Annotated in this window: 19 protein-coding genes and 1 tRNA gene; 4 read left to right on the top strand and 16 right to left on the bottom strand. The window is 71.4% G+C overall.

Annotated features, from left to right (window positions below):
• Positions 1–223 precede the first annotated feature (223 nt).
• The gene (gene ilvA / locus ACGH48_RS04690; RefSeq protein ID WP_123313273.1) at positions 224–1483 is read right to left on the bottom strand and encodes a threonine ammonia-lyase; all 1260 of its coding nucleotides are present in this window, start codon (positions 1481–1483) and stop codon (positions 224–226) included.
• Between the two features lie 62 nt (positions 1484–1545).
• A complete protein-coding gene (locus ACGH48_RS04685; protein ID WP_396290369.1) occupies positions 1546–2796 on the bottom strand; it encodes an AI-2E family transporter in 1251 nt (416 codons plus the stop codon).
• 92 nt (positions 2797–2888) lie between these two features.
• Between ACGH48_RS04685 and ACGH48_RS04680 the strand changes: the two genes are divergently transcribed.
• Positions 2889–4160: a winged helix-turn-helix domain-containing protein gene (locus ACGH48_RS04680; protein WP_396290368.1), complete on the top strand. Its 1272-nt coding sequence runs from the start codon at positions 2889–2891 to the stop codon at positions 4158–4160.
• Positions 4161–4166: 6 nt separating this feature from the next.
• Here ACGH48_RS04680 and ACGH48_RS04675 read toward each other — a convergent pair whose 3' ends face one another.
• Positions 4167–5069, bottom strand: coding sequence for a M48 family metalloprotease (locus ACGH48_RS04675; RefSeq protein ID WP_111084819.1), 903 nt, complete (start codon positions 5067–5069; stop codon positions 4167–4169).
• 19 nt (positions 5070–5088) lie between these two features.
• Positions 5089–5670, bottom strand: a complete 582-nt coding sequence (locus ACGH48_RS04670) for a LemA family protein (protein ID WP_111084820.1) — start codon at positions 5668–5670, stop codon at positions 5089–5091.
• A gap of 228 nt (positions 5671–5898) precedes the next feature.
• Here ACGH48_RS04670 and ACGH48_RS04665 point away from each other — a divergent pair, with 228 nt between their 5' ends.
• Positions 5899–8292 (top strand): Ig-like domain-containing protein, encoded by a 2394-nt coding sequence (locus ACGH48_RS04665; protein WP_396290367.1) that lies wholly within the window; start codon positions 5899–5901, stop codon positions 8290–8292.
• A gap of 92 nt (positions 8293–8384) precedes the next feature.
• A complete protein-coding gene (locus ACGH48_RS04660; RefSeq protein ID WP_396290366.1) occupies positions 8385–10112 on the top strand; it encodes a class I adenylate-forming enzyme family protein in 1728 nt (575 codons plus the stop codon).
• Positions 10113–10179: 67 nt separating this feature from the next.
• Here the strand turns inward: ACGH48_RS04660 and ACGH48_RS04655 are convergent, their stop codons facing one another.
• The 8 genes from ACGH48_RS04655 to ACGH48_RS04620 all read right to left on the bottom strand — a co-directional run bounded on the left by ACGH48_RS04655 (position 10180) and on the right by ACGH48_RS04620 (position 18207).
• Positions 10180–11520: a threonine/serine exporter family protein gene (locus ACGH48_RS04655; protein ID WP_123313269.1), complete on the bottom strand. Its 1341-nt coding sequence runs from the start codon at positions 11518–11520 to the stop codon at positions 10180–10182.
• Positions 11521–11561: 41 nt separating this feature from the next.
• Positions 11562–11638 (bottom strand) — tRNA-Leu (locus tag ACGH48_RS04650).
• 84 nt (positions 11639–11722) lie between these two features.
• Positions 11723–13210, bottom strand: coding sequence for an NAD(P)/FAD-dependent oxidoreductase (locus tag ACGH48_RS04645; RefSeq protein WP_123313268.1), 1488 nt, complete (start codon positions 13208–13210; stop codon positions 11723–11725).
• Positions 13211–13248: 38 nt separating this feature from the next.
• Positions 13249–13797 (bottom strand): DUF501 domain-containing protein, encoded by a 549-nt coding sequence (locus ACGH48_RS04640; RefSeq protein WP_111084823.1) that lies wholly within the window; start codon positions 13795–13797, stop codon positions 13249–13251.
• 71 nt (positions 13798–13868) lie between these two features.
• A complete protein-coding gene (locus ACGH48_RS04635; protein ID WP_396290365.1) occupies positions 13869–14402 on the bottom strand; it encodes a septum formation initiator family protein in 534 nt (177 codons plus the stop codon).
• Positions 14403–14555: 153 nt separating this feature from the next.
• Entirely contained in the window at positions 14556–15839 is a 1284-nt protein-coding gene (gene eno / locus ACGH48_RS04630) for a phosphopyruvate hydratase (protein WP_396290364.1), read from the bottom strand.
• A 96-nt stretch (positions 15840–15935) separates the two neighbouring features.
• The gene (hisS, locus tag ACGH48_RS04625) at positions 15936–17180 is read right to left on the bottom strand and encodes a histidine--tRNA ligase (protein WP_396290363.1); all 1245 of its coding nucleotides are present in this window, start codon (positions 17178–17180) and stop codon (positions 15936–15938) included.
• Positions 17181–17475: 295 nt separating this feature from the next.
• Positions 17476–18207, bottom strand: coding sequence for a MazG family protein (locus ACGH48_RS04620; protein WP_396290362.1), 732 nt, complete (start codon positions 18205–18207; stop codon positions 17476–17478).
• Between the two features lie 90 nt (positions 18208–18297).
• Between ACGH48_RS04620 and nhaA the strand changes: the two genes are divergently transcribed.
• The gene (gene nhaA, locus ACGH48_RS04615) at positions 18298–19476 is read left to right on the top strand and encodes a Na+/H+ antiporter NhaA (RefSeq protein WP_123313263.1); all 1179 of its coding nucleotides are present in this window, start codon (positions 18298–18300) and stop codon (positions 19474–19476) included.
• A 94-nt stretch (positions 19477–19570) separates the two neighbouring features.
• Here nhaA and mfd read toward each other — a convergent pair whose 3' ends face one another.
• The 4 genes from mfd to ACGH48_RS04595 all read right to left on the bottom strand — a co-directional run bounded on the left by mfd (position 19571) and on the right by ACGH48_RS04595 (position 26073).
• Positions 19571–23179, bottom strand: coding sequence for a transcription-repair coupling factor (mfd, locus tag ACGH48_RS04610; protein WP_340197281.1), 3609 nt, complete (start codon positions 23177–23179; stop codon positions 19571–19573).
• Between the two features lie 79 nt (positions 23180–23258).
• Positions 23259–23843: an aminoacyl-tRNA hydrolase gene (pth, locus tag ACGH48_RS04605; RefSeq protein ID WP_222659848.1), complete on the bottom strand. Its 585-nt coding sequence runs from the start codon at positions 23841–23843 to the stop codon at positions 23259–23261.
• A 29-nt stretch (positions 23844–23872) separates the two neighbouring features.
• Complete coding sequence (locus ACGH48_RS04600; protein WP_123313260.1) at positions 23873–24502, bottom strand: 50S ribosomal protein L25/general stress protein Ctc; 630 nt, start codon at positions 24500–24502, stop codon at positions 23873–23875.
• 197 nt (positions 24503–24699) lie between these two features.
• Positions 24700–26073 (bottom strand): RbtT/DalT/CsbX family MFS transporter, encoded by a 1374-nt coding sequence (locus ACGH48_RS04595; RefSeq protein WP_396290361.1) that lies wholly within the window; start codon positions 26071–26073, stop codon positions 24700–24702.
• Positions 26074–26134: the final 61 nt, after the last annotated feature.

The following is a 26134-nucleotide window of genomic DNA, read 5'->3' as shown; positions in this document are numbered from 1 at the left end:
GCCCGGCCCTCTGCAGACGGGAGGCCCGTGGCGACACCGCCACGGGCCTCCCGTCTGTCCGCCGGTCGCGTCCACGGCCCGCGCCGACTCGGAACGACACCACCGACGTCGTACGACAGCGAGGCTGTCGCTCCCCAGCGGCCGCAACAGTTGCACGCGCGCAGGAACGACGTCCTCGATGTCGCACGACGTCGACGTTGTCGCACCGCCCGTCGGCGCGGGGCTAGTGCTCGAGGAGCTCGGGGCGGAAGCCGACCTCGTGGAGGCGCTGGATGACCTCCTGCGCGTGTTCGGGGCCGCGGGCCTCGATCGACAGGTCGAGGGCGACCTCGTTGATGACCAGGCCCTGTCCGTGGCGGGTGTGCAGGACCTCGACCACGTTCGCACCGGCGTCCGAGATCACCTGCGCGACCCGGGCGAGCTGGCCCGGGCGGTCCGGCAGCATGATGCGGATGCCGATGTACCGTGATGCGGCGACCAGACCGCGGGTGATCACGCGCTCCATCATGAGCGGGTCGATGTTGCCGCCGCTCAGCAGCACGACGGTGCGCCCGGTGTCGCGGACGGCACCCGACATGATGGCGGCGACGCCGACGGCGCCGGCGGCCTCGACCACGAGCTTGGCGCGCTCGAGCAGCACGAGCAGGGCTCGGGCGGTGTCGTCGTCGGAGACCGTGACGATGTCGTCGACCAGGTCGCGGATGATCGGGAAGTTCAGGTCACCGGGGCGGGCGACCGCGATGCCGTCGGAGATGGTCGGCTTCGTCGTGATGGTGACGGGTTCGCCGGCGCGGATCGACGATGGGTAGGCGGCGGCGTTCTCGGCTTGCACTCCGATGACCTTGATCGGGCGCCCGAGCCGCTCGGCCATGCCCTTGACCGCGAGGGCGATGCCGGAGATCACACCGCCACCGCCGATCGGCACGACGACGGTGTCGACGTCGGGCACCTGGTCGATGATCTCGAGACCGAGGGTGCCCTGACCGGCGATGACGGCCGGGTGGTCGAACGGCGGGATGAAGACCGCTCCGGTGTGCGCGGCGAAGTCCTTGGCGGCGCTCAGCGCTTCCTCCACCGAGTGGCCGCGCAGCACGACCTCGGCACCGTAGTGGCGCGTGGCCTGCAGCTTCGGCAGCGCGACGCCGACCGGGGTGAAGATCGTCGCCGGGATGCCGAGCTCGCGTGCGGCGAGGGCGACGCCCTGGGCGTGGTTGCCGGCGCTGGCGGCGACGACGCCCTTGGCGCGCTGTTCCGCGGACAGGGTCGACAGGCGGTTGTACGCGCCGCGGACCTTGTACGCACCGGTGCGCTGCAGGTTCTCGCACTTCAGGTGCACGGGCGACCCGAGCAGTTCGGCCAGGAACTGCGAGGTCTCCATCGGGGTGACGCGCGCGACGCCCGAGATGGTCTCCCGTGCCGTCTCGATGTCCGCCAGGGTGGGGATCGCGGCGAGCGTGTGCTGGGAGGCGCTGGTGTCGGTCACTCCCCCATCATCGTCGTTCCGGGCGTCTGCGGCGAACCCGTGACACGAGGGATCGTGCAGCGTCAGCCCGCCGTTCCCTTGACCGCGGTCGGCTGCTCGTCGGTGCCGGGCTTCGGGACGTCGCCACGGCGCTCCCGCAGCTTGAGGATCTTGCGCCGGCGCTTGGTCCGGACGTTCTCGTCGTGCGCCTCCTGCTTGGCCTCGCGCACGTGGTCGGAGTCCATCGTCTTCCAGCGGCCGCTCGAGATCGTCGTGACCATCGAGTTCACGGTCGCGATGAGCGGGACGGCGAAGAACGCGCCCGCGATGCCCGCCAGGCCCGAGGCCGCGGTGACCCCGAGGACGACGGCGAGCGGGTGCACCTTGACGGCGCTGCCCATGACGAGCGGCTGCAGGATGTGCCCCTCGACCTGCTGCACGATGAGGATGACGACGAGCATCCAGACCGCGGCCACCCAGCCGTTGAACACCAGGGCGACGAAGACCGCCAGGAACCCGGTGACGATCGCACCGACGACCGGGATGAACGACCCGAGGAAGACGAACACGGCGATCGGCACGACGAGCGGCAGCTGCAGGATCGCGGCGCCGATGCCGATGCCGACGGCGTCGACGAACGCGACGAAGATCTGCACCCGGATGAAGCTCGTCAGCGTCGTCCACCCCGCGACACCCGCGCCGTCGATCGCGCTGCGGGCGTTCTTCGGGAAGAGCCGGACCGTCCAGCGCCAGACGTTCTTGCCGTCGATGAGCAGGAAGATCACCGTGAAGATGACGATGAACAACCCGGTGAGGATGTGCGTCAGCGACGACCCGGCGCTGGCCACCCCGGACAGGATCGAGCCGGAGTTGCTCTGCAGCCAGTCGGTCGCCTGGTTGAGGTAGGAGTTCAGGTCCTTCTGGCTGATGCCGAGCCCGGACCCGAGCACGAAGTCGCGGATGTTGTCGTACTGCGACAGCGTGCGGTCGCGGAGCGACGGGTACGCGGCGGCGATCTGGTCGACGACGAGCCAGATGAGCGCCCCGACGGCGGCGAGTCCCCCGACCAGGCTGACGATGACGGCGACCCACTTCGGCACGTGGTGTCGCTGCATCCAGTTCGACAGCGGGACCAGGAGCGCGGCGACCACGATGCCGATGAGGAACGGGATGAGGATCTCGCTGAAGAGCGTCACCAGGTAGATGACCACCGCGACGACGCCCACCACGACGAGGATGCGCCACGACCACGCACCGGCGATCCGCATGCCGGGCGGCACCGCGTCATCGACGACGACGGGATCGGTGTGCGGTGTCTTCTTGCCCCAGGCCATGGGCCGATCCTAGCGATGCGCTCGGCGTCGCGTTCCAGATACGGCATACGTTCCGACGCCGTGCTGTCGGCAGGGTTCGGTAGCGTCGGCGCATGGTCAGGTCCTCGCTCTCCGCCGCCGAAGCCCGCCGCGTCGCCCTCGCCGCGCAGGGGTTCGGTCGGCCGCCGGCGACGGACGTCTCGACGCGCGCGGTGAACGCCGCCTTCGCCCGCCTCGGGCTGCTGCAGATCGACTCCGTGAACGTGTTCGAACGCAGCCACTACCTGCCGCTCTTCGCACGCCTGGGGGCGTACGACCGGTCCACGCTCGACCGGCTGACCCTCGGTCGGTCCGGCCCGTACACCGAGTACTGGGCGCACGAGGCCGCCCTCATCCCGCGCGACGACCTGCGGCTGTTCCGCTGGCGGATGGACGCCCTGCGGCAGCGCGACGCCGGCCCGACCCGGATCGACGGCGTCACCCGCACCGCCGCGGTCCGACGCGAGCTGCACGCGCTGCTGCGTGCCGAGGGGCCGATGCGTGCCAGCGCGGTCGAGCACGAGTCGAACGTGCGCCGTGGACCGTGGTGGGGCTGGAGCGACGTGAAGACCGGGCTCGAGCAGATGTTCCGCTGGGGCGAGACCGTGAGCGCCGGGCGGTCGGGGTTCGAGCGCGTGTACGCCCTGCCCGAGCAGGTCCTGCCGGCCGGCTTCCTCGAGACGGCGCCACCGCGCGCCCACGCCGTCCTCGACCTCGTGCGGCACGCCACCCGCGCCCTCGGCGTCGGCACCCGCGCGGACATCGCCGACTACTACCGGCTGCGGTCGGACGACACCGCGGCCGCCATCGCGGAGCTGACCGCCGCCGGCGAGCTCCAGCCCGTGCGGGTCGAGGGCTGGGGCGAGCGGGCCTGGCTCCACCCCGACGCCCGGGTGCCCCGACAGCTCACCGCCGACGCCGTGCTCAGCCCGTTCGACCCGGTCGTGTGGTTCCGCCGCCGGGCGGAGCGCATGTACGGGTTCCACTACCGGATCGAGATCTACACCCCGGCGCCGAAGCGGGTCTTCGGGTACTACGTGCTCCCCGTGCTGCAGGACGACCGGCTCGTCGGCCGGGTCGACCTGAAGAGCGACCGGCAGCGGGGCGTGCTTCGGGTCCGGACCGCGTGGCAGGAACCCGGCGAGCACCTCGATGCCGAGCGGCTGGCCGAGACCCTCCGACGCACCGCCGCGTGGCAGGGACTCGACGCCATCGAGGTCACCGATCGGGGCACGGCCGCGGCGGCCGTCGCCGGCGCGCTCGGCCTCTCGCTGGTCCCCCACGAGGCCGTGGACGACGCCGATCCTCCGGAACCCGCCGAGCAACTCGACGCAGCGGAGGCCTGACCGGCGTCAGAAGCGGTCGGCGTTCGCCCGCAACCGCGCGATGCGGTCCGGCAGCGGCGGGTGTGTGGAGAACAGCCGGTCCATCACACCGGGGCGCATCGGGTCGGCGATCCACAGGTGGGCCATCGACGAGTTCTGCGTCTGCATCGGGCGACCGTACGCGCCGAGCTTCTCGAGCGCCCGTGCGAGACCTTCTGGATGGCGGGTCGTCATCGCACCGGTGGCGTCGGCGAGGTACTCGCGCTGCCGGGACACGGCGGCCTGCACACCCGCTGCGGCGATCGGCGCGACGACGACGGCCACGATGCCGGCGATGAGCAGCACGGGGTTCGCGCCGCCACCGTTGTCGGAGTTGCGGTTCCGGCCGCCGGACAGGCCGCTGAAGATCGAGATGCGCAGGAGCACGTCGGCGATCAGGCCGACGGCCACCACCAGCCCGAACACCATCGTCGAGACCCGGATGTCGTAGTTCCTGACGTGGCCGAGCTCGTGGGCCATCACGCCCTGCAGCTCCTGGTCGTCCATGATCTGCAGCAGCCCGGTCGTCGCGGCCACGACGGCGTGCTCGGGATCGCGCCCGGTGGCGAAGGCGTTCGGCGACGGGTCCTGGATGACGTAGACCCGGGGCATCGGCATGCCGGTCGAGATCGCCAGGTTCTCGACCGTCCGCCAGAGCCGCGGTTCGGAGGTGCGGTCGATCTCGATGCCGCCGGCGATGGCGGTCGCCTGCCGAGCGGCGAAGAAGTACTGCAGCACCGCGTAGCCCAGGGCGACCGCGAGGACGATGACGCCGATCGAGACGTTCCCGGCCAGGTAGCCGCCCAGGAACCCGAGCGCGCCGATGATCAGCAGGAAGACCAGGACGATGACGACGGTGTTGCGCTTGTTCCGCGCGATGGCGCTGTACACGGCAGCTGCGGGACTGGGGTCAGAACTGGACGCGCGGCGGCTCGGCGATCGCTGCCGGCTCGGCGGTCTCGAAGAACGTCGCCTCGGCGAAGCCCCGCCGCTTGGCGAACGTGGAGTTCGGGAAGACCCGGATCTTCGTGTTCAGCTCGCGCACGCCGCCGTTGTAGAAGCGCCGGGCGGACTGGATCTTGTCCTCGGTGTCGACGAGCTCGGTCTGCAGCTGCAGGAAGTTCTGGCTCGACTGCAGCTGCGGGTACCCCTCGGCGACCGCGAACACGCTCTTCAGCGCCTTCTGCATGTGCCCCTCGGCCGCGGAGGCCGTCCCGGCGTCTCCGGCCGTGAGGGTCTCCGAGCGCGCCTTGGTGACGTCGTCGAAGACGGCCTTCTCGTGGGTGGCGTACCCCTTGACCGTGTCGACGATGGTCGGGATGAGGTCGGCACGCCGCTTCAGCTGCACCGAGATGTCGCTCCAGGCCTCGTCCACCCGGACCTTGAGCGTGACGAGGGAGTTGTACGTCACCCAGAGGTAGATCCCGATGATGACCAGGATCACCACCACCACTCCGACGACGATCAGCGTCGTGACGAGTCCGGTGTCCATGTGGGGGTGCTCCTTCTCGCGTTCGGATCCGCGGTGCTGCGTGGCCTGAACGGCCGTCGTGAAGTCTACCGACGCGTGCGCGGTGCTCCCGTCGACCGCCGTGGTTCACGGGCGATTCCCGAGTCATGCACACCGGGCATTCGGACTGACGGACGATCCGGGCCGGATGCCCGACATCATCCGCGAGGTGTATTGACCCGGCGGCCCCCATCACGTGGGATGGACTCGGTGAGCACGCGCGGGGACAACGTGGACGACCGGGCCGTCGGGGGCGACGGCCCTCGTCGTCGTACCCGGTTCGTCGCACTCGCCTCGGCCACGGCGGTCCTCGCCGCGGCGCTGTTGGCAGCGGCAGCCGCCCCCGCGTTCGCCGTCGCCGGCGCCGCGGACACCGAGCGCACCAGCGCCGCGACCACCGCGACCCCGCAGCCGGGCGAGCTCGTGGGCCCGCCGAGCAGCGGCCGCCCGGGCACCCCGACGCCCCCGCCCGCGTCCACCGGGCGACCACCCGTCGCCCCGACCATCGCCGACCCGGGGGACGTCACGAGCAGCACCGCCCGGTTCCACGGCACCGGCACCCCGGCGCACGTGGTCCGCGTCACCGGCCCGGCGTCCACCGGGTCGGCCGGGTGCTCCGCGCAGGTGCAGGCGAACGGGTCGTGGGCCTGCCTGGGCACGGTGCGGTCGGGCCCCCAGCAGGTCTTCACGGTGCGTGACGTCACGATCCCGACCCAGCCGTCCGCGAGCGCTCCGGCGTCCGACGTCATCGTGCCGCCGACCGTCGCGTCCGACCACCCGACCAGCGGCGCACTGTCGGGCACCGGCTACCCCGGGTCCACCGTGCTCCTGTCGGTCTCCGGGTCGTCGTCGCAGCAGAGCGCCCCGGTCGGACCGGACGGTCGGTGGGTGGCCTCGCTCGCCCTGCGGTCCGACGCCACCGTCACGGTCACCGCGTCGCAGACCGCGAGCACGGCGCACGGCTACCGCTCCGACCTGCGCAGTGCGTCCTCGGCCCCGGTGCGGGTCACCGTCGATCGCACCGCGCCGTCGGTTCCGCGGATCACGGCGCCCGGCGACGGCGACCGCGTCGGTTCGCGTGCCACGCTCGTCCGCGGCACCGGCGAGCCCGGCGCCGACGTGACCGTGTACGTCGACCGAGCACCGGTCTGCCGGGCCGCGGTGGCTGCGAACGGGTCCTGGTCCTGTTCGACCGCCGGGTCGCAGCTCCGTTCCGGCGGTCACGACCTCACCGCGACGCAACACGACGCCGCGGGCAACTACTCGCGGTCGTCCACTGCCGTGCGGGTCTCAGTGTGGTCGACGTCGGGCACCCCCACCGGGACGCCCGGCACCGACGGGGACGCACCCACGAACGGCACAGGCACCGGCACCACGACCACGCCCGGCGACGGCCAGGACCCCGGTGACACCGGCACCCCTGGCGGGCACGAGAACGGAAACGGGACCGGGACCGGCACCGGCACGAACGGGAACGGCGGCGGCGGCGACGACGGCAGCGGCGGATCCGACGGCAGCGGTGGGTCCGGATCGGCGGCCGGACCCGGCGACGGCACCACGACGAGCGGCACCAGCGCCCCCGGAGCGGCGGGCCCCGGCGGCGGCCACACCGACTGGTCCGGCCCCGCGGGCGACTGGACCGCAGCCACCGCCTACGACCGCACCGTGCCGACGATCCAGGCCGCGTTCTCGTGGCGGACCGTGCTCATCGCCACGGCCGTCGCCGCGGGCTTCCTCCTGCTCATCGCTGCACCCCTCGCCCTCGTCGCCGCGGCGGCCCGCGGTCGCATCCGGTCGCCCTTCGCCGGCCTGCTCGGGCGGAACCGCTCGCGTTCGGACCGCTCGGGAACGGACGACGTCCTGCCGACGTGGGTGTCGATCACGATCGCGGTGACCGTGGCCGCCCTCTGCACGCTGCTGGGCGTGGGCGTCTCGCTCGAGGCCCGCTACGTCCGCCTCGCGATCGCCGTGCTGCTCGGGACCACGGTGCTCACCGCCGCCGTGGTGCTCGTGACCCGGTGGGCGGCCGGACCCGACCACCGCGCTGTGGGCTTCCGGGTGTCCCCGTGGCTGGTGCTCGCGGCGCTGATCGCGTGCGGCATCACGCGGGCCGCCGACCTCTCCCCCGCCCTGATCGTCGGGGTGGTGCTCGTGCCGTCGGGTCGCCCCGACCTGGACACCGGCGCGCTGCGCCTCGGCTCGGCGATCGCCGCGGGTGCCCGGAGCGCGACCTGGCGGACGGTCGCCCTGCTCGCACTCGCGGCCTCCGGCTGGGTGCTGCACAGCCTGACCGCCGGTGGGGGCTTCTGGCACGCGCTGACGTCGGAGTTCGCCATCACCCTGTGCGTGGGCGGGGTCGGAGCCGTCATCGCGACGCTGCTGCCGTTCGCCGGGTCCGCCGGCAGCGCGCTCCTCGCGGCCTCGCGCGGACGGTACGTCGCGCTGGCCGTCGTCGCGGTCGCGCTCACCGCCGCGGTCTACTCGGGCCCGACGGGGACGCACGTGTCGCCGGTGCTGCTCGGCGCGGTCGGCGCGGCCTGCGTGGCGGGCGCGATCGGGGCCTGGTTCTGGGCGCGCACCACGCGACCGGACGCGCGCGCCTGACCCGCACCGGGCCTCCCGTCCGCCGTCCCCGCGCGGCGGATACAGTGACGAACGGTGCGTGACGCGCCGCTCGACCGCCCCAGGGAGCGATGATGACCGAGACCCGATCCGACTACGACCCGACGCGCTTCCGTGAGGTGTTCGAGGGCAGCTTCACGTACGCGAACGGCTTCGCGCGGAACACCCACCGCTTCGCGGGCCGCCCTGCGCTGCGCGAGCCGGACACGGGTCGGTCGTGGACGTACGCGGAGCTCGGCGACGCCGTCGACCGCATCGGCGGGTGGCTCGTCCGGCACGGCGCCGGCCGCGGTTCGGTCGTGATGGTCGAACTGTTCAACTCCCCCGAGTTCGCGATGCTCTACCTGGCGTGCCACCGCATCGGTGCGGTGTTCTCCCCCACGAACTTCCGGCTCGCGCCGGACGAGGTCGCCTTCATCATCGAGGACTCCGCACCGGTGGTGCTGGTGCACGACGCCAGCCGCACCGCCGAGATCGCCCGCGCGCTCGAGACCTCGCCGCACCGTCCCGACCACCTGGTCGTCGTCGGTGGCGACGACCAGGCCGCACGCGACGACCAACACACGCACGACGCGCACGACGACCAGCCCGCACGCGGTGCGCGCGTCGCGTTCACCGCCCTCCTCGCCGCCGACCCGGTCACACCCGCCGAGCTCTCGGCCACCGAGCCCCGCAGCGCCTACGACGAGACCACTCGGCTCTACACCTCCGGCACCACGGGACGACCGAAGCCGGTGCCCCTGCCGAGCCTGGTCGAGGTGCTCAGCGCCCACGACGTCGTGATGCACTTCCCGCTCAGCCCGTTCGACAAGACCCTCAACATGTCGCCGCTGTTCCACCGGGGCGGCCTGTACTCGGGCGGCCCGAACCCGGTGTTCTACGTCGGTGCCGAGCTCACGACCCTGCGCCACTTCGACGCCGAGCGGGTGCTCGACCTGGTCGAGTCCGAGCGGCTGACGTTCCTGATCGGCGCACCCCCGAACCTGGTGCAGCTCGCGGACGCGCAGGAGGCGCGTCCCCGCGACCTGTCGTCGTTGCACGGCATCGTCACGATGGGCGCACCGCTCGACCGCGCCGCCGCACTCCGCTACCAGGAGCTCCTGTCCCCGCGGATCTTCAACGGGTACGGCACGACCGAGACCTTCTGGAACACGTTCCTGCGTCCCGAGGACTTCCCCGACGGCGCCGGTTCCACCGGACGTGCGTCGACGGACGACGACGTCGCCGTGGTGCGGGTCTACGAGGACCGCCTGGCCGACCCGACCGACACCGTGCCGAAGGACGGATCCGAGATCGGCGAGTTCGCGGTCCGGACCGTCAAGTCCGGCTACTCGTACCGCAACCCGGGGCTCGAGGCCGAGAAGTTCGCGAACGGCTGGTTCTACCCCGGAGACCTCGCGACGTGGGACGAGCACGAACGGGTGACGATCGTCGGCCGCAAGGACGACATGATCATCTCCGGCGGCGAGAACGTGCACCCAGTGCAGGTCGAGGCCGCGCTGCAGGAGCACCCGGGCGTCGCCGACTCGATCGTCGTCGGGATCCCGGACGACCGCTGGGGCGAGGTCGTCACGGCGTACGTGGTCCGTGCCGCGGGACGACTTCCGGACGACGACGACGCCGCCGCTGCCGAACTCGAGGAGTGGACGGGCTCGCACCCCGGGCTCGCCCGCTACAAGCGGCCGCGGCGGTACCGGTTCGTCGACGAGCTGCCGTACAACGCCACGGGCAAGAAGGTGCACTACCTCGCGAAGGCGACGGCAGCGGAGGACCAGGCGGCGGGCCGGCTGATCGAGCCGTAGCGGGCTCTGCAGGTGCGCGGCGTCGGACGGGAGGCCCGTGGCGGCCCCGCCCCGCGCCTCCAGGCCGTCAGGCGGTCGCGTCCACCCCGCGGCTCGGCGCGTTCCGGGCGAACAGGCCCGGCAGCAGCCCGCCGATCTTGGTCCCGATGCACAGGCTGACGAAGGTCGCCAGGGGTGTCGCGAGGGACTCGGGGTCGAACGTCGCCACCGCCACCAGGCCGACCGTCCCCGGCACGAGCAGCAGGAACGCCGGGAAGAACGACACCGTCGCGGGGATCGCCGGCACGAGCCGCTCGAGCAACCGCGTCGCGACGAACAGCAGAGCGGCCGTCGCCCCCGTCGCGACGACGCTCCCCCACACCGGCGTCGTCCCGCTCACCAGGGCGTAGGCGGTGACCATGACCGCCACCGAGACGAGCGTCAGCCGCCAGCCCGACCGGAACACCAGGCCGAGTCCGACCGCCAGGACCACCACGGCGACCCACGACACCCAGTAGGACGGGACGGACTCCCACCCCGCCAGGTCCGTGCCGACGCCGGCGACCTCGCCGACGAGCGCCGCCGAGGACGGGTCGACGTGCAGCCCGGTCAGTGCGCTGCCCGAGGCGATGCCCGCGGCCATGAACCCGAGCATGATGAGCCCCTGGACGAGCCGCGAGGACCCGGTGACGATGTCGGCCGCGGTGAGCTCGAGCAGCGCGTTGGTGATGAGGGCGCCGGGGACGAAGACCGCCACCGGCGCACACACGGCGAAGAGCGGGACCTGCTCGAACCCGGTGGTGGCGGCGACGAGCCCGACGATGGCGGTCGACGCGAAGGCGGCCAGGAACGGGATGATCGCCACGGCCTCGCGGAACCGGCGGAGCAGCAGGCCGATGACGCCGACGAGCGCACCGACCAGGAGCGCGAGCAGGATCGCCCACCACGGGCACCGGAAGACGACGGCGAGCCCGGCGGAGGTCAGCGCGTTGCCGAGGATCCAGGGCAGTGCGGGCGGCGGGACGGTACCTGCGCGGATGGCCCGGACCCGCGCGGGGATCTCGGCGAGGGCGATGGAACCGCTCTCCAGCCCGAGCACGACCCGGTTCGCGCGTGCGGCCTGCCGCGACGACAGCTCGACGCCCTCGGCGTTCACGATGGTCGCCGCACCGGTCGAGACCTCGCTCACCATCACGAGCGCGGGCAGGACCCCGATCGCCAGGGTCGGTCCGACGCCGGCGGCGTCGCGGGCCTTCTCGAGCGCCGAGCGGACGTCGGTGACGGAGCTGCCCGCATCGAGCAGCAGCGCACCCAGCGTACCGAGGAGCATGCCGACGGGGACGGTCTCGCCGTCGACGACCTCGACGTGGGCCTCGGGCCGACGGAGGGCGTTCTGCAGGTTCGCGAGTGCGCTTCCGAGTCCGACCACGCAGGCGATCGTACTGGCAGCGACGCGCTGGGCGAGTCGCGTGGTACCCCCGGTGGGACTCGAACCCACAACTCAGCGATTTTAAGTCGCGTGCCTCTACCGATTGGGCCACGGGGGCGGGCCGCAACAGCCTACCGATGCCCTCGACGACGAGAGGCGGCCACCCCGAAGGGTGACCGCCTCTGGCGTGCTGTTGCCGGGACTACTTGGCGTCGGCCGGGGCCTTCACGGGCTCGGCCTCGTTCGAGACGTCCTCGGCGGGCTCGCCGTACGCCGGGCCGGCGGCACCGGCGGGCTTGCCCTCCTCCGGAGCGGTCGTGGGCTTCGCGGCCTCGACCGGGGCAGCGGGTGCCTCGGCGGCGGGCTTCGGACGGGACGCGAACGCCTCGAACGCAGCGCGCGGGGTCTCACGGTCGTCGAGCGACGCGATGTCGCGACCGAGGAAGAAGCCACCGACCCAGTCGCCGATGACGCGCCACTTGCGCTCCCACGACGGCATCGCCATGCCGTGGTAGCCGCGGTGCGCGCCCCACGCCAGGAAGCCCTTCATGGCGAACTTGCCGGACTGGAACACTCCGATGCCGAGACCGAGACCCGCGACGGCGCCGAGGTTCTCGTGCTTGTAGTCGGTCGTGGCCTCGCCACGGATGGTCGCGACCAGGTTCTTCGCGAGCTGCTTCGCCTGACGGACGGCGTGCTGGGCGTTCGGCACGCAGAAGCCGCCGACGCCACCACCGGTGAGGTCCGGCACGGCCGCGACGTCACCGCAGGCCCATGCGTCCGCGATCACGCCGTTGTCGTCGACGACGCGCAGGTCGGGCTGCACGCGGATGCGTCCGCGCTGCTCGAGCGGGAAGTCGGTGCCCTTGACCATCGGGTTCGCCATGACACCGGCGGTCCAGATGATGAGGTCGGACTCGATCTTCTCGATGGCGCCGTCACTCGTCTTGAGCTCGCAGACGCCACCGACGGCCGAGGCCAGCTGGGTCTCGAGGTGCACGTTCGCACCGCGCTGCGCCAGGTTCTTGAGCACCCAGTGCGAGGTCTCGAGCGAGACCTCGGGCATGATGCGGCCCATCGCCTCGACCAGGTGGAAGCGGGTCTCGTCGAAGGACAGCTGCGGGTAGCTCTTCAGCAGGTCGGTGACGAAGGAGCGGAGCTCGGCGAAGACCTCGATGCCGGCGAAGCCACCACCGACGACGACGACGGTCAGCAGGCGGTCACGCTCGGGACCGGCCGGCAGGTTCGCCGCCTTGTGGAAGTTCGTGAGGATCTTGTCGCGGATCGCCGCGGCTTCCTCGATCGTCTTGAGGCCGATGGCCTCGTCCGCGACACCCGGGATCGGGAACGTGCGGGACACCGCACCGGCGGTCATGACGATCTGGTCGTAGGACTCCTCCCACGCCTCGCCCTCGGCCGGGGTGATCGTGGCGGTCTTCGTCGCGTGGTCGACCTTGGTGACCTTCGCGGTGACGACGCGGGTGTTCTTGAGGTGACGGCGGTGCGAGACGACCGCGTGACGCGGCTCGATCGAACCGGCGGCGACCTCGGGCAGGAACGGCTGGTACGTCATGTACGGCAGCGGGTCCACCATGACGACCTCGGCTTCGCCCTGGCGAAGGTGCTTCTCGAGCTTCCATGCGGTGTAGAAACCGGCGTAACCGCCGCCGACGACGAGGATCTTGGGCACGGGGGATGATCTCCTTGGATGGGGGTTTCGGAGTCGAGTCAGACTTCGCCGCCACCCGCCCCGACTCCAGCGTCTGCACCGTCATCATACGCCCGGCACTCACACCGGGAGGGCGACCAGTCCGCGCGCTCGAGCGCGAGGTCGCCGATGGGGTTGACGCCGGGTCCGGCGGCGAGGGCGTGACCGACGAGGGCGTGCAGGCACTTCACACGGGTGGGCATGCCACCGGCGCTGATGCCGACGATCTCGTCGACGTGCTCGATCGACTCGCGATCGGCCAGGTAGGACTCGTGGGCCGCGAGGTACGCGGCCGCAGTGGTGTCGTCCTCGAGCAGTGCTGCCAGCTCCGGCATCACCTGATTGGCCTCGAGGGTGCTGACCGCGGCGGTGGCCGCGGGGTGGCACAGGTAGTAGAACGTCGGGAACGGGGTGCCGTTCGACAGTCGGGGCTTCGTGGAGACGACCGTGGGGTTGCCACAGACGCACCGTGCCGCGATCCCGATGACGTCGCGTGCCGGTCGGCCGAGCTGCGCCGACACGACCTGGACGTCGCGGTCGGAGGGCGGGTCGAAGGGAGGGGTCGTCACGGGAACGTGAGCCTACCGGAGACCCGGTGCCCCGCGCACCGTCGTGCCGGACGGGTGCCGGGCGCTCGGCGCTACTTGCTCTCGCCGGTGCCCGAGACGTCCGGGGCCACGAGGTCGGCCGCGGTCTCGTCGGTGAGCCCGGACTGCAGCACCGAGGAGAGCATCGCCTGCACCCAGTCCACCTTCGGCGTCTGGACCTTGGTGCTGACCGGCGTGCCGGAATCCGTCGTCGGCACGGTCTCGGTCGTGCGGTTCTCGGCGCCCATCACGAGGTAGCTCTCCTCGCCCGGGTACACGTAGAGCAGGCGGTCGCGTGCCTGCGCTTCGATGTAGGCGGGGTCGTCCCAGCGGGCGACGTCCTTCTTCTTCTGCGTGACGTCGGCCTTCTGGCTCGCCACCTCGCGCTGCTGCTGGGCGATCTGCTCCTGCTGCTGGATGAGCGTGCGGAGCGACGGCGCGAGCACCACGACGAAGAGCACGATGATCGCGAGCATGAGCAGGCTGAAGCCGGAGAAGTGGATCGAGCGGTACCAGGGCTGCGCCGACGTGCTGCCGTCGGGCATCGCCACGGGGACGCGGCGGACGCGGGGCTTCTGGTTGGGCACGGTCCGACGATAACCCGACCGACGTGGTGGGCGCGCTCGGCACGCGGCCGTTCGGCGCCCTCTCAGCGTCTCGCCGACGTCCACACACGACGAGACGCCGTCCTCTCGGAGGAGGACGGCGTCTCGGTGGTGCAGGGACTGCTGAGCGGCTGGCTACAGCGACGCGGCGCGCGGGAAGGCCGAGCGACCGGCGTACACCGCGGCGTCGCCGAGCTCTTCCTCGATGCGGAGGAGCTGGTTGTACTTGGCGACGCGGTCCGAACGGGCCGGTGCGCCGGTCTTGATCTGACCACCGTCGACCGCGACCGCGATGTCCGCGATCGTGGTGTCCTCGGTCTCACCCGAGCGGTGCGACAGGATCGAGGTGAGGCCGTGGCGGTGCGCGAGCGACACCGCGTCGAGGGTCTCGGTGAGCGTGCCGATCTGGTTGACCTTCACCAGGATCGAGTTCGCGGCCTTCCCGTCGATGCCCCGCTGCAGACGCTTCGGGTTGGTGACGAACAGGTCGTCGCCGACGATCTGGACCTTGTCGCCGAGCTCGGCGGTCAGGTGCGACCAGCCCTCCCAGTCGTCCTCGGCCAGCGGGTCCTCGATGGTGACGAGCGGGTAGTTCGCGACGAGGTCGGCGAAGTACGCGGTGAACTCCTGGCTCGAGAGCTGCTTGCCCTCGAACGAGTACTTGCCGTCGTGGAAGAACTCGGTGGACGCGACGTCGAGGCCGACGGCGATGTCCTTGCCCGGGGTGTAGCCGGCCTTCTCGATCGCGGTCAGCAGGAAGTCGAGCGCTGCACGGTTCGATGCGAGCTCCGGCGCGAAGCCGCCCTCGTCGCCGAGGCCGGTCGCGAGGCCCTGCTTCTTCAGCTCGCCCTTGAGGGCGTGGTAGGTCTCGACGCCCCACCGGAGCGCCTCGGAGAACGACTCGGCGCCGTAGGGCACGAGGAAGAACTCCTGGATGTCGACGTTGGTGTCCGCGTGGGCACCACCGTTGACGACGTTCATCAGCGGGACGGGCAGCGTGTGCGCGTTCGGGCCGCCGAGGTAGCGGAACAGCGGCAGGTCGGCCGAGTCGGCAGCGGCACGGGCCACGGCGAGCGAGGCACCGAGGATCGAGTTCGCGCCGAGGCGGGACTTGTTCTCGGTTCCGTCGAGCTCGATGAGCGCGGCGTCGACGAGGCGCTGGTCGGTGGCGTCGAAGCCCTCGAGCGCCGGGCCGATCTCGTCGAGGACGGCGTCGACGGCCTTGAGCACGCCCTTGCCGCCGTAGCGCGAGGCATCGCCGTCGCGGAGTTCGTACGCCTCGAACGCACCGGTGGAGGCACCGGAGGGGACGAGCGCGCGGGACACGACGCCGTCGTCGAGGAGGACCTCGACCTCGACCGTCGGGTTGCCTCGGGAATCGAGGACTTCGCGTGCGCCTACGGCATCGATCAGGGCCACGGGGTACTCCCTACACATTGGTTGTGGTGTTTGCGGGACCGATCCTAGCGAGCCGAGGTGAACACGACGTGGACCGTGACGCCCGGTGTGGACGACTCAGTCGAGCGGGCGGAACTCCACGCCCTCGAGCGACGTCGTGTCGGCGCCGACGGTGGCGAAGGCGGAGAACCCCTGTGCGGCCAGACCGGCGAGCAGGTTCTTCGTGTTCTTGGTGCGCCGTTCGAGCCGTACGCGTCGGTGCGACCCGAGCGCCTCGGTCTTCAGGGCCGCGAGCCGGACGGGGTCGACGTCCTTGTCGTAGACGAGCACCACGGCGTCGGACTCCGCGGACTCCGGGAGTGTCACGAGGTCGACCAGGCGCTCGAAGCCCAGCGAGAAGCCGACCGCGGGGACGTCCTGGCCGAGGAAGCGGCCGATCATGCCGTCGTACCGACCGCCACCGCCCAGGCTGTAGCCGAAGTCGGGGTGCGCGACCTCGAAGATCGTGCCGGTGTAGTAGCCCATCCCGCGCACGAGCGTCGGGTCGAAGCGGAGGTCGACCCCGGGCAGGGCCTCGCGCAGGCGCAACAGGTCGGCGAACGCCTCGGCGTCGAGCCACGCGGCGCCCTCGACCGAGGTCCAGTCCGCGGCCTCGAGCGCGCGGATCGTGTCCTCGAGCCCCGGCAGCTCCTGCCCGACGGTGCTGCGGAGTTCGGCGGCGACGCCGTCCGGGCCGATCTTGTCGAGCTTGTCGATCGTGATGAGCGCGCGGTCGGCGGCCGCCGGGTCGGCGATGCCCCACGACGCCAGCAGGGTCAGCAGGATCCGCCGGTCGTTGATGCGGATCGTGGTGCCGGTCACGCCGAGTGCGTCGAGGGCGGCGGTCGTGGCGCGGATGAGCTCGATCTCGGCCAGCTGCCCGGGCTCCCCGAGGATGTCGATGTCGCACTGGACGAACTGGCGGTAGCGCCCCTTCTGCGGGCGCTCGGCGCGCCAGACCGGCGCGATCTGCACCGATCGGAACACCGACGGCAGCTCGGCACGGTGCGAGGCGTAGAACCGGGCGAGCGGCACGGTCAGGTCGAAGCGGAGACCGAGGTCGGCGAGGTCGAGCGGGGCCTGGGCCGTCTGCAGGTCCTCGGTGCTGAGCCCGCGCTTCATGACCGCGAACGCCAGCTTCTCGTTGTCACCGCCGAGCCCGGAGTGCAGGCGCGCGGCGTCCTCGACCACCGGGGTCTCGATCTCGTCGAACCCGTGCCGGGAGTAGACGTCGCGGACGACACCGAGCACGTGCTCGCGTCGGGCCTTGTCCGCGGGGAGGAAGTCACGCATGCCACGGGGTGCCGTCACGGTCGTCGCCATGGCGTCAAGTCTGGCAGATGCGCATCACCGGGTTGCGCGGCATGCGTTCTACTGGCATACTGCATTCAGTACCTCGGTTCGGAGCGTGCCTGATCCACTCTCCGGACCGATCGCGTGGGCACCGTGCTGCAGTGTGCCCCGCGACTCGAGCGGGTTCTGCGTGCACATCTCTCCCTGGGGGTGTGCCCACCCGCTCACGGGCGCCCTCCTTTTTCGGGTTAGGAGGGCGCCCTTCTCTTTTCGGGTGCACGCACGCTGCGGCTCCCGCGCACGCACGCTGCGGCTCCCCGCACCCTCACTCCGCGGCCCGGCCGGCGTCCTCGAGCGCAGCGACCGCGGCTCGGAGACTCGCGACCGGGTCGATGCCGTCGCGCACCGCCCTCGCGACCTCCTCGAGCATCGCGATCCCCCACGTGGGGTCCACGACCCCCGCACCGTCGGCCGGCGCCGGGGACCCGACCGATGCCCGAGCGGTCTCCGTTCCGGATGCCGCAGCGGCCTTGGCGGACGGGTCACGGGCCTCCCGGTCGGCGGCCACGACGGACGCGACGGCCGCGTCGGCCGCACCGTGCTCGTCCAGGCGCTCCAGCAGCTTGACGGCCCGTTCCAGCGGCGGCATCGCGCGCGGGACCCCGTCCAGCACACTCCTCCGGGCCGACTTCTCGGCCGCCTTCGCCGCGCGCCACACCCGGACGACGTCGTCGACGGTGTCCGCGGTCTCGTCGCCGAACACGTGCGGGTGCCGACGGACCATCTTGTCGCGGACCCCGGCGGCGACGTCCTCGAGGGTGAACTCCCCCGCGCGTTCGGCGATCCCGGCGTGCAGGACGACCTGGTACAGGACGTCGCCGAGCTCCTCGCGGACGTCGTCGGGGTCGCCGTCGTCGATGGCGTCGACCAGTTCGTAGGACTCCTCGACCGCGTACCGCGCGAGCGTGGCGTGGGTCTGCGCACGGTTCCAGACGCAGCCCCCGTCCTCGGCGAGCAGGCGGTCGACGACGGTGACGAGGTCCGGTACGGCGGTCATCGCGCCATCGTCTCACCCACGTATGCTGGTCGTGGTGTGTCGGGAAGTCTGGTCGACGGACACTCACCCGACCCCTCGAGACGGAGATCCATGTCGTCCCTCGTCCGCTCCCCCCGCTTCAGCGCCATCGCGCTCCTGACCGCCGCCGTGCTCGGCCTGGTCGTCGCGAACTCGCCCGTCGGCCCCGGCCTCGAACGCCTGCTCGACGCGCACCCGCCGCTGGGCGCCGTCGGCCTCGACCTGTCGATCGCGCACTGGGTCAGCGACGGCCTGCTCGCGGTCTTCTTCCTGCTCGTCGCGATCGAGCTGAAGCAGGAGCTCGTCGACGGTGAGCTGTCGAACCCGAAGACCGCGATCGTGCCGGCCATCGCGGCGGTCGGCGGCGTGCTCGTCCCGGCCGGGGTGTTCCTGCTGGTGACCGCGGGTACCCCGTACACGCACGGCTGGCCGATCCCGACGGCGACGGACATCGCGTTCGCCCTCGGTGTCCTGGCGATGTTCGGTCGTGGGCTGCCGAGCGGCATCCGCGTGTTCCTGCTCGCACTCGCGGTGCTCGACGACCTCATCGCGATCATCATCATCGCCGTCGTGTTCGCGCACGACACCGACTTCGCGGCCCTCGGCGGTGCGGTCGTCGCACTGGCCGTGTTCTGGGTGCTCGGCCGGATGCTCCGACCGGGGCGCAGTGGCCAGACACTCCTGATCGTGGCGATGGTCCTGGTCGGACTCGTCACCTGGTGGCTCGTCTACCACTCCGGCGTGCACGCCACCATCGCCGGCGTCGCGCTCGGCCTCGTGCTGCCCCGCCGACCGGGCCACACCCTGCACGAGCACGTCGAGCCGTGGTCGAACGCGATCGTGCTGCCGGTGTTCGCGTTCGTCTCGGCCGCGGTCGTCATCCCCTCGGTCGGCATCAGCGAGCTCTCCCCCACGTTCTGGGCGGTCGTCATCGCGCTGCCGGTCGGCAAGGTCATCGGCATCACGCTGTTCGGCGTCGTCGCCACGCGGCTCTTCCGGTCACCGGGGCGGTCCTCGTTGTCGTTCTTCTCGATCATCACCGTCGGGGTGCTCGGCGGGATCGGGTTCACGGTCTCCCTGCTCATGAACGAGCTGGCGTTCGCCCGCAACGAGGAGGTCCTCGACGAGGGCGTCCTCGCCGTGCTCGTCGGGTCCGGCATCGCCATCGTCGCGTCGGCGGTCGTCGTCACGCTGCGGGCGCGGGCGTACCGTGCGCGCCGCGAGCTGTCCGAGGCCGAGGACACCGAGTAGCGGGCCGCGGGCCCTGGCGCGGTTCGACCCGGAACGACGTTCTCGTTGTCGTAAGACATCGAGAACGTCGTTCCGGGTCGAAGATCGCCGCCCCTTACGCGGCCGGCGCCTCCGCCGGCGTCGTCGCGCCGTAGACCGCGGTCAGGATGCTCTCGACCCACCGGATCAGGGCGTCGTCCGGCAGCGCCTGGTCGTGCGGCCGCGGCATCGGGATGCTCGCCGCGTTCTGCTGCGGGAACCACTTCGCGCCCGCGAACATCCGCTTGAGCCGCACCTGCGACGAGTCGGCGAGCTCCTTGCCCGCGACGCGCAGGTTCGACCCCATGACGACCACGTCGGACAGGCCGACCTGCTGCGCCATGCGACGGAGCCGGGAGACCTCGACCAGCGTCTGCACGGCCTGCGGTGGCTGCCCGTACCGGTCGGTGAGCTCGTCGAGCACCATGTCGATGGCGTCCTGCTGCGCCGTCGGGGCCGAGGCCGCGGACAGCTTCTGGTAAGCCTCGAGCCGGAGCCGCTCGGACTCGACGTAGTCCTCGGGGATGTGCGCGTCGACCGGGATCTCGAGCCGCAGCTCGGTCTGCCCCTCGGCCACGTCGCCGCGGAACTGCGAGACCGCCTCGCCGATCATCCGGAGGTACAGGTCGAACCCGACGCCCGCGATGTGCCCGGACTGCTCGCCACCGAGCAGGTTGCCGGCACCACGGATCTCGAGGTCCTTCATGGCGACCTGCATGCCCGCGCCGAGCTCGTTGTTCGCCGCGATCGTCTCGAGGCGGTCCTGCGCGGTCTCGGACAGGGGCTTCTCGGAGTCGTACAGGAAGTACGCGTACCCGCGCTCCCGCCCACGGCCGACACGACCGCGCAGCTGGTGGAGCTGGGACAGCCCGTACTTGTCGGCCTTGTCGATGATGAGCGTGTTCGCGTTCGCGATGTCGAGCCCGGTCTCGATGATCGTCGTCGACACGAGGACGTCGAACCGACGCTCCCAGAAGTCGACCATGACCTGCTCGAGGGTGCTCTCGGACATCTGCCCGTGCGCCACGGCGATGCGGGCGTCCGGCACGATCTCGGCCAGGTGCGCGGCGACGCCCTGGATGTCCTTCACGCGGTTGTGCACGTAGAACACCTGGCCCTCGCGCAGGAGTTCGCGGCGGATCGCGGCGGCCACCTGCAGGTCGGACTGCGGCCCGACGAAGGTCAGGATGGGGTGGCGGTCCTCTGGTGGGGTGGCCAGGGTCGACATCTCGCGGATGCCGGTGACGGCCATCTCGAGCGACCGCGGGATCGGGGTCGCCGACATCGCCAGGACGTCGACGTTCGTCTTGAACTTCTTGAGCTGGTCCTTGTGCTCGACGCCGAACCGCTGTTCCTCGTCGATGATGACGAGGCCGACGTCCTTGAAGGTGATGCCCTGCGACAGGATCCGGTGGGTCGCGATGACGATGTCGACGGTCCCGTCGGCGAGCCCGGCGATGGTCTCCTTGGACTCCTTCTCGGACTGGAACCGGCTCAGGGCGCGCAGGTGCACGGGGAACCCGGCGAAGCGCTCCTGGAACGTCTCCATGTGCTGGCGGACGAGCAGCGTCGTCGGCACGAGCATGACGACCTGCTTGCCGTCCTGCACCGCCTTGAACGCGGCGCGGATCGCGACCTCGGTCTTGCCGTAGCCGACGTCGCCGGACAGCAGGCGGTCCATCGGGATCGGCCGCTCCATGTCCCGCTTGATCTCGTCGATGGTGGTGAGCTGGTCGGCGGTCTCGGCGAACGGGAACGCCTCTTCCAGCTCGCGCTGCCACGGGGTGTCCGGCCCGAACGCGTGCCCCTTCGACGCCATCCGCGCCGAGTACAGCTTGACCAGGTCGACCGCGATGTCACGGACGGCCTTGCGGGCCTTCGACTTGGCGGCGGACCAGTCCGAGCCGCCCATCTTCGACAGGCTCGGGGACTCGCCGCCGACGTACCGCGACAGCTGGTCGAGCTGGTCGGTCGGCACGAAGAGCTTGTCGCCCGGGTAGTTCCGCTTCGACGGCGCGTACTCGAGCACGAGGTACTCGCGCTGCGTCTTCACCGCGTTGCGGCCGCCGCTGGAGACCTCGCGGCTGACGAGCTCGACGAACTTGCCGATGCCGTGCGTCGCGTGCACGACCACGTCGCCCGGCTTGAGCTGCAGCGGGTCGACCACGTTCTTGCGGCGGCTCGCCAGCTTCTTGACGGTGCGCGCGCCCTGCTGGACGCTCCGACCGTAGAACTCCGCCTCGCTGAGGACCACGATGCGCGGATCCGGGATGGCGAAGCCGTGCTCGACGGTGGCGGTCGTGACGATGGCGACACCCGGCTCGGGAGGCGCGGGCAGGGCTTCGGCACGGGCTGCGACCCCGGCGTCGGCGAGGACCTGCACCGCCCGTTCGACCAGCCCCTGGCCCTGGGCGGTCACCACGACCGCCCACCCGTCATCGGTGAGCGCCTTGACGTGCGCGATCGCGCCGTCGGCACTGCCCGCGAAGCTCGGCACCGCCTCGGCGCGGACGCGGATGTACTCCCCCGCCTCGGCTGCCGCCTCGGCGTCGGTCAGCACGCGCGCGGTGTCGCCTTCGTCGAGCCCGGAGTCGAACGGCGACACCGTCCACCAGGTGCGCTGCCCACGGGTGTTCTTGAGCTGCTGCACCGTCAGGAAGTTGCCGGCGTCGAGGTCGATGGGTGCCTGCGCCCCGGCGACCGCGGCGCTCCAGGCGGCCTGCAGGAACTCGGTGTTCGTCTCGGCCAGGCTGTTGGCGCGGCCGTTCACCCGCTCGGGCGAGAACACCGCGATGGTGGCGGTCTCGGGCAGGTACGAGGTCATCGGCACGAGGTCCTGCACGAGCGCCGGGGCGAGGGACTCCATGCCCTCGACCGGGATCCCCTCGGCGATCTTCGCCAACATCTGCGACAGGTTGGGGAACTCGTGGAGCATCTCGCGCGCCCGCTGCCGGACGTCGTCGCTGAGCAGGAGTTCGCGCGAGGCGGTGAGCTCGACCGAGCCGAGGTCGTCCTCGGTGGTGCGCTGGTCGGCGACCGAGAACGCCTTGATCGCCTCGATCTCGTCGCCGAAGAAGTCGACGCGGACCGGGTGGTCGGCCGTGGGCGGGAAGACGTCGAGGATGCCGCCGCGCACGGCGAACTCACCGCGCCGGGTGACGAGGTCGACGCGGGCGTACGCCATGTCGACGAGCTTCGCGGCGATCGCGGCCAGGTCGTTGCCGCGCGAGTCGGTCCGGAGCAGGACGGGTGCGAGCGAGGTCAGGTTGGCCGCGATCGGCTGCAGGGCGGCACGGACGCTCGCCACGACGATGGTGGTGCGGCGGTCGGCGACGTCGGCGGCGGACCACGACGCGAGTCGGCGCAGGGTCGCGATCCGGGTGCCGACGGTCTGCGCACTCGGGCTGAGGCGCTCGTGCGGCAGGGTCTCCCACGCCGGGAACTCGAGGACGTCGGCGTCGGGGACGTAACTGCCGAGGGCGTCGCGGACGGCTTCGGCCTCACGCCCGGTCGCCGTGATGACGAGCACGCACTGCGGGCCGTTCCGTTCGGCTACCAGCGCCCCGAGCAGCGGGACCCGCAGGCCGTCGACGACCGAGAAGTCGGCGTCACGAGGCGCGGCACGGAGCACGCGATCGAACGCGGAGGCGCGCGAGAGCGCAGGGATGATGCCCGAGATCGTCACTCAGGAGATGGTACCGGCCCCCACCGACACCGCCCGCGTCGTGCGCGACGGGCGAACACGGCCGGATCGGCCGGTGCCGTCAGGACGGCGCGTGCACGCGCTGCTGCGCGGCGACGAGCCCGAGCTCGGCGATCGCCTCGACCGCGTCCGCGGCGTCGGCCAGCAGGATCGGCAGCGACTTCTTCTCGGCTGCGGAGAAGTCACGCAGCACGTAGTCGGCCGGGTCCTGACGGCCGGGCGGGCGACCGATGCCGACCCGCACGCGCGAGAACTCGTTCGTACCGGTCGCCTTGATGATGTCGCGGAGGCCGTTGTGGCCGCCGTGCCCACCGCTGCCCTTGAGCCGGACGGTGTCGAACGGCAGGTCGAGCTCGTCGTGCACGACGACCAGGTCGGCCGGGGTGGCGCTGTAGAACCCGAGCACCGAGGACACCGGGCCGCCCGACGTGTTCATGAACGAGCCGGGCTTCGCCAGCACGAACCGCGGGCCGCCGGGCACCAGGCGCCCTTCGGCGACCTGGTTCGGCGTCTTGTGCTTCTTGAACGTCGCGCCCATGCGGGACGCGAGTTCGTCGAGGACCATCTGGCCGACGTTGTGGCGGTTACCGGCGTAGTCGGGCCCGGGGTTCCCGAGTCCGACCACGACCAGTGTTCGATCCGCCACAGCGTCGACCAGATGCCTTCGAAGGGGTGTTACTCGGAGACGGGCTCGGAGCCGCCCTCGGCACCGGCTTCGGCGCCGGCCTCGGCCGAGGCCTCGTCCGCAGCGTCGTCGTCGGCGGTGCCACGCGGGGTGACGATCTGCACGACGAGTGCCTCGGGGTCGGTCTCGAGCTCGGCACCCTCGGGGAGGGTCAGCTCGGACGCGACGATCTGCTTGCCGTCCTCGAGGCCCTCGACGTCGACGACGACGTGCTCCGGGATGTCGGTCGCGAGGACCAGGAGGGAGACGGTGTTCAGGTCCTGCACGTGGATCGTGCCGGAGAAGGACTCGCCCTCGATGACGACGGGCACGTCGACCGTGACCTTCTCGCCGCGGCGCAGGACCACGAGGTCGATGTGCTCGATGATCTGGCGCACCGGGTCACGCTGGACGTCCTTGACGAGGGCGAGCTGGGCCGCACCCTCGATGTCGAGGTCGACGACCGCGTTGGCGGTACGGACGAGCAGCATGGTCTCGTGACCGGGCAGCGAGATGTGCTTCGGCTCGGTGCCGTGGCCGTAGACGACCGCGGGGATCTTGTCGGCGGCGCGGAGCTTGCGCGCTGCACCCTTGCCGAACTTGGTGCGGACGTCCGCTGCGAGCTTCGTGTAGTCGGCCATGGTGCCTCCTGGTCTCGGGGGTCGACACCGGCGGTCCGGCATCGTGGGGGTCTGTGGTGTTGCAACTCGAACGCGTGCACGCGTGAGGAACGTTCCCTGCTGGGCCGGGTCTCCCACCGCGTCGATCACGGCCGCTGTCGCGGCCCTCGCCGAAGTCAATCACCGACTCTACCAGCACCCGCCGGGCGTGTCGTGCCTCAGTGCCCGGCGGCCACCGCTTCCTTCGGCACTCTGAGGAACGAGAGCACCACGAAGGCGAGGACGTAGAGGCCGACGAACGTCCAGACCACCCCACCGGGCCCGCCCCACGGCAGGACGGCGCTGACCACGGCGTTGCCGAGGAAGGTCGCACCACCGGCCGCCGTCGCGTACATGGCCATCGCGGCGCCGCGGCGCTCCTCGCCGGCGAAGGCGGGGACGATCGCACCCATCGGCGTGAACCCGGCGAGCATGATGCCGAAGACCGTCCCCGCGGCGGTCGCGAGCCAGAAGCCCCACTCGGAACCGGCGGGCACCAGGTGCGGGACGTACCACCAGGCCAGCAGCCCGATGGCCGAGGCGCCGATGCCGAACCACTTGACGGTGCGGATCCAGCCGATGCGGTCGCCGAGGGCGCCGAAGAAGGCGTTGAACAGGATGTTGCCGGCGTAGACGATCACCGTCATCGTCAGCCACTTCGACTGCCCCCACCCGAGCTCGGTGCCGATGATCGCCGGCATGATCACGAACATGCCGAACTCGGGCGCCGTGTTCACGAGCCGGATCAGGACGGTGAGCAGGACCTTCGGGCGCGTGATGCAGACCTCGATGCCGCTGGCGATGACCCGTGCGGCGGAGTGCGAGCGCGGGGCGATGCGGCCGAGTCCGGTCTGCTCGTGGACACCGAACCGGACGATCACCCAGCCGGCCACGACCAGCACGAGCGACAGGGCCATCGACCACGTCTCCCCCGTGTGGCCGCCGCCGAACGCGGGGATGCTGCCGATCGCGATGAGCGAGCCGAGCGTCGGCAGGCCACCGGTGAAGACGACGTAGAACCAGCCGACGGCGGTGGCGTTCCGCTCACGTGCGACGGTGTGGTTCACCCAGCAGAGGAACGAGAAGGCGAACAGCGGGAACCCGAGTCCGCGCAGGAAGTACGTCAGGGCGATGAGACCGACCGACCCGGTGGGCAGTGCCGCGAGGAACGCGACCTGGAACACCACCCACAGGACGGCGCCGATCGTCATGACGCGGCGGGGCCCCCACAGCTCGGAGAGCACACCGGCGAAGTACGAGGCCACCAGGACGGCGACGCCGTAGATGCCGATGACCATCGCTGCACTGTCCGTGCCGCCGGAGCCGAGCGCCGCGGCGATGTGCGGCGCGATGAAGTTCGACTCGATGCCGTCGCCCGTCATGAAGACGAGGACGCCGAGGAAGCCCCACCGCAGTGGGTGCGGGATGCCGAGGCGGGCGATGAGGCCCTCGCGCCCGACGGCGTGTGCCGGTGGCGTGGAGCCAGGTGGTGCGGTCGCGACGCCGTTCGGCGGAGTCAGGGTCGTGGTGCGTTCGGTGCGGGGTTCCGACATGTGTCGTCTCTCCTGGAGGGGCCCCGGAGTGCTCGACCCGGCATCGCGGCATGTCTCCGGG

It is taken from the genome of Curtobacterium pomorum, assembly GCF_044497295.1.
In the GTDB taxonomy this organism is placed as follows: Bacteria; Actinomycetota; Actinomycetes; order Actinomycetales; family Microbacteriaceae; genus Curtobacterium.
Note: the sequence above shows the minus strand (reverse complement) of the source record. Positions and strands in the feature narration are given on the sequence as shown.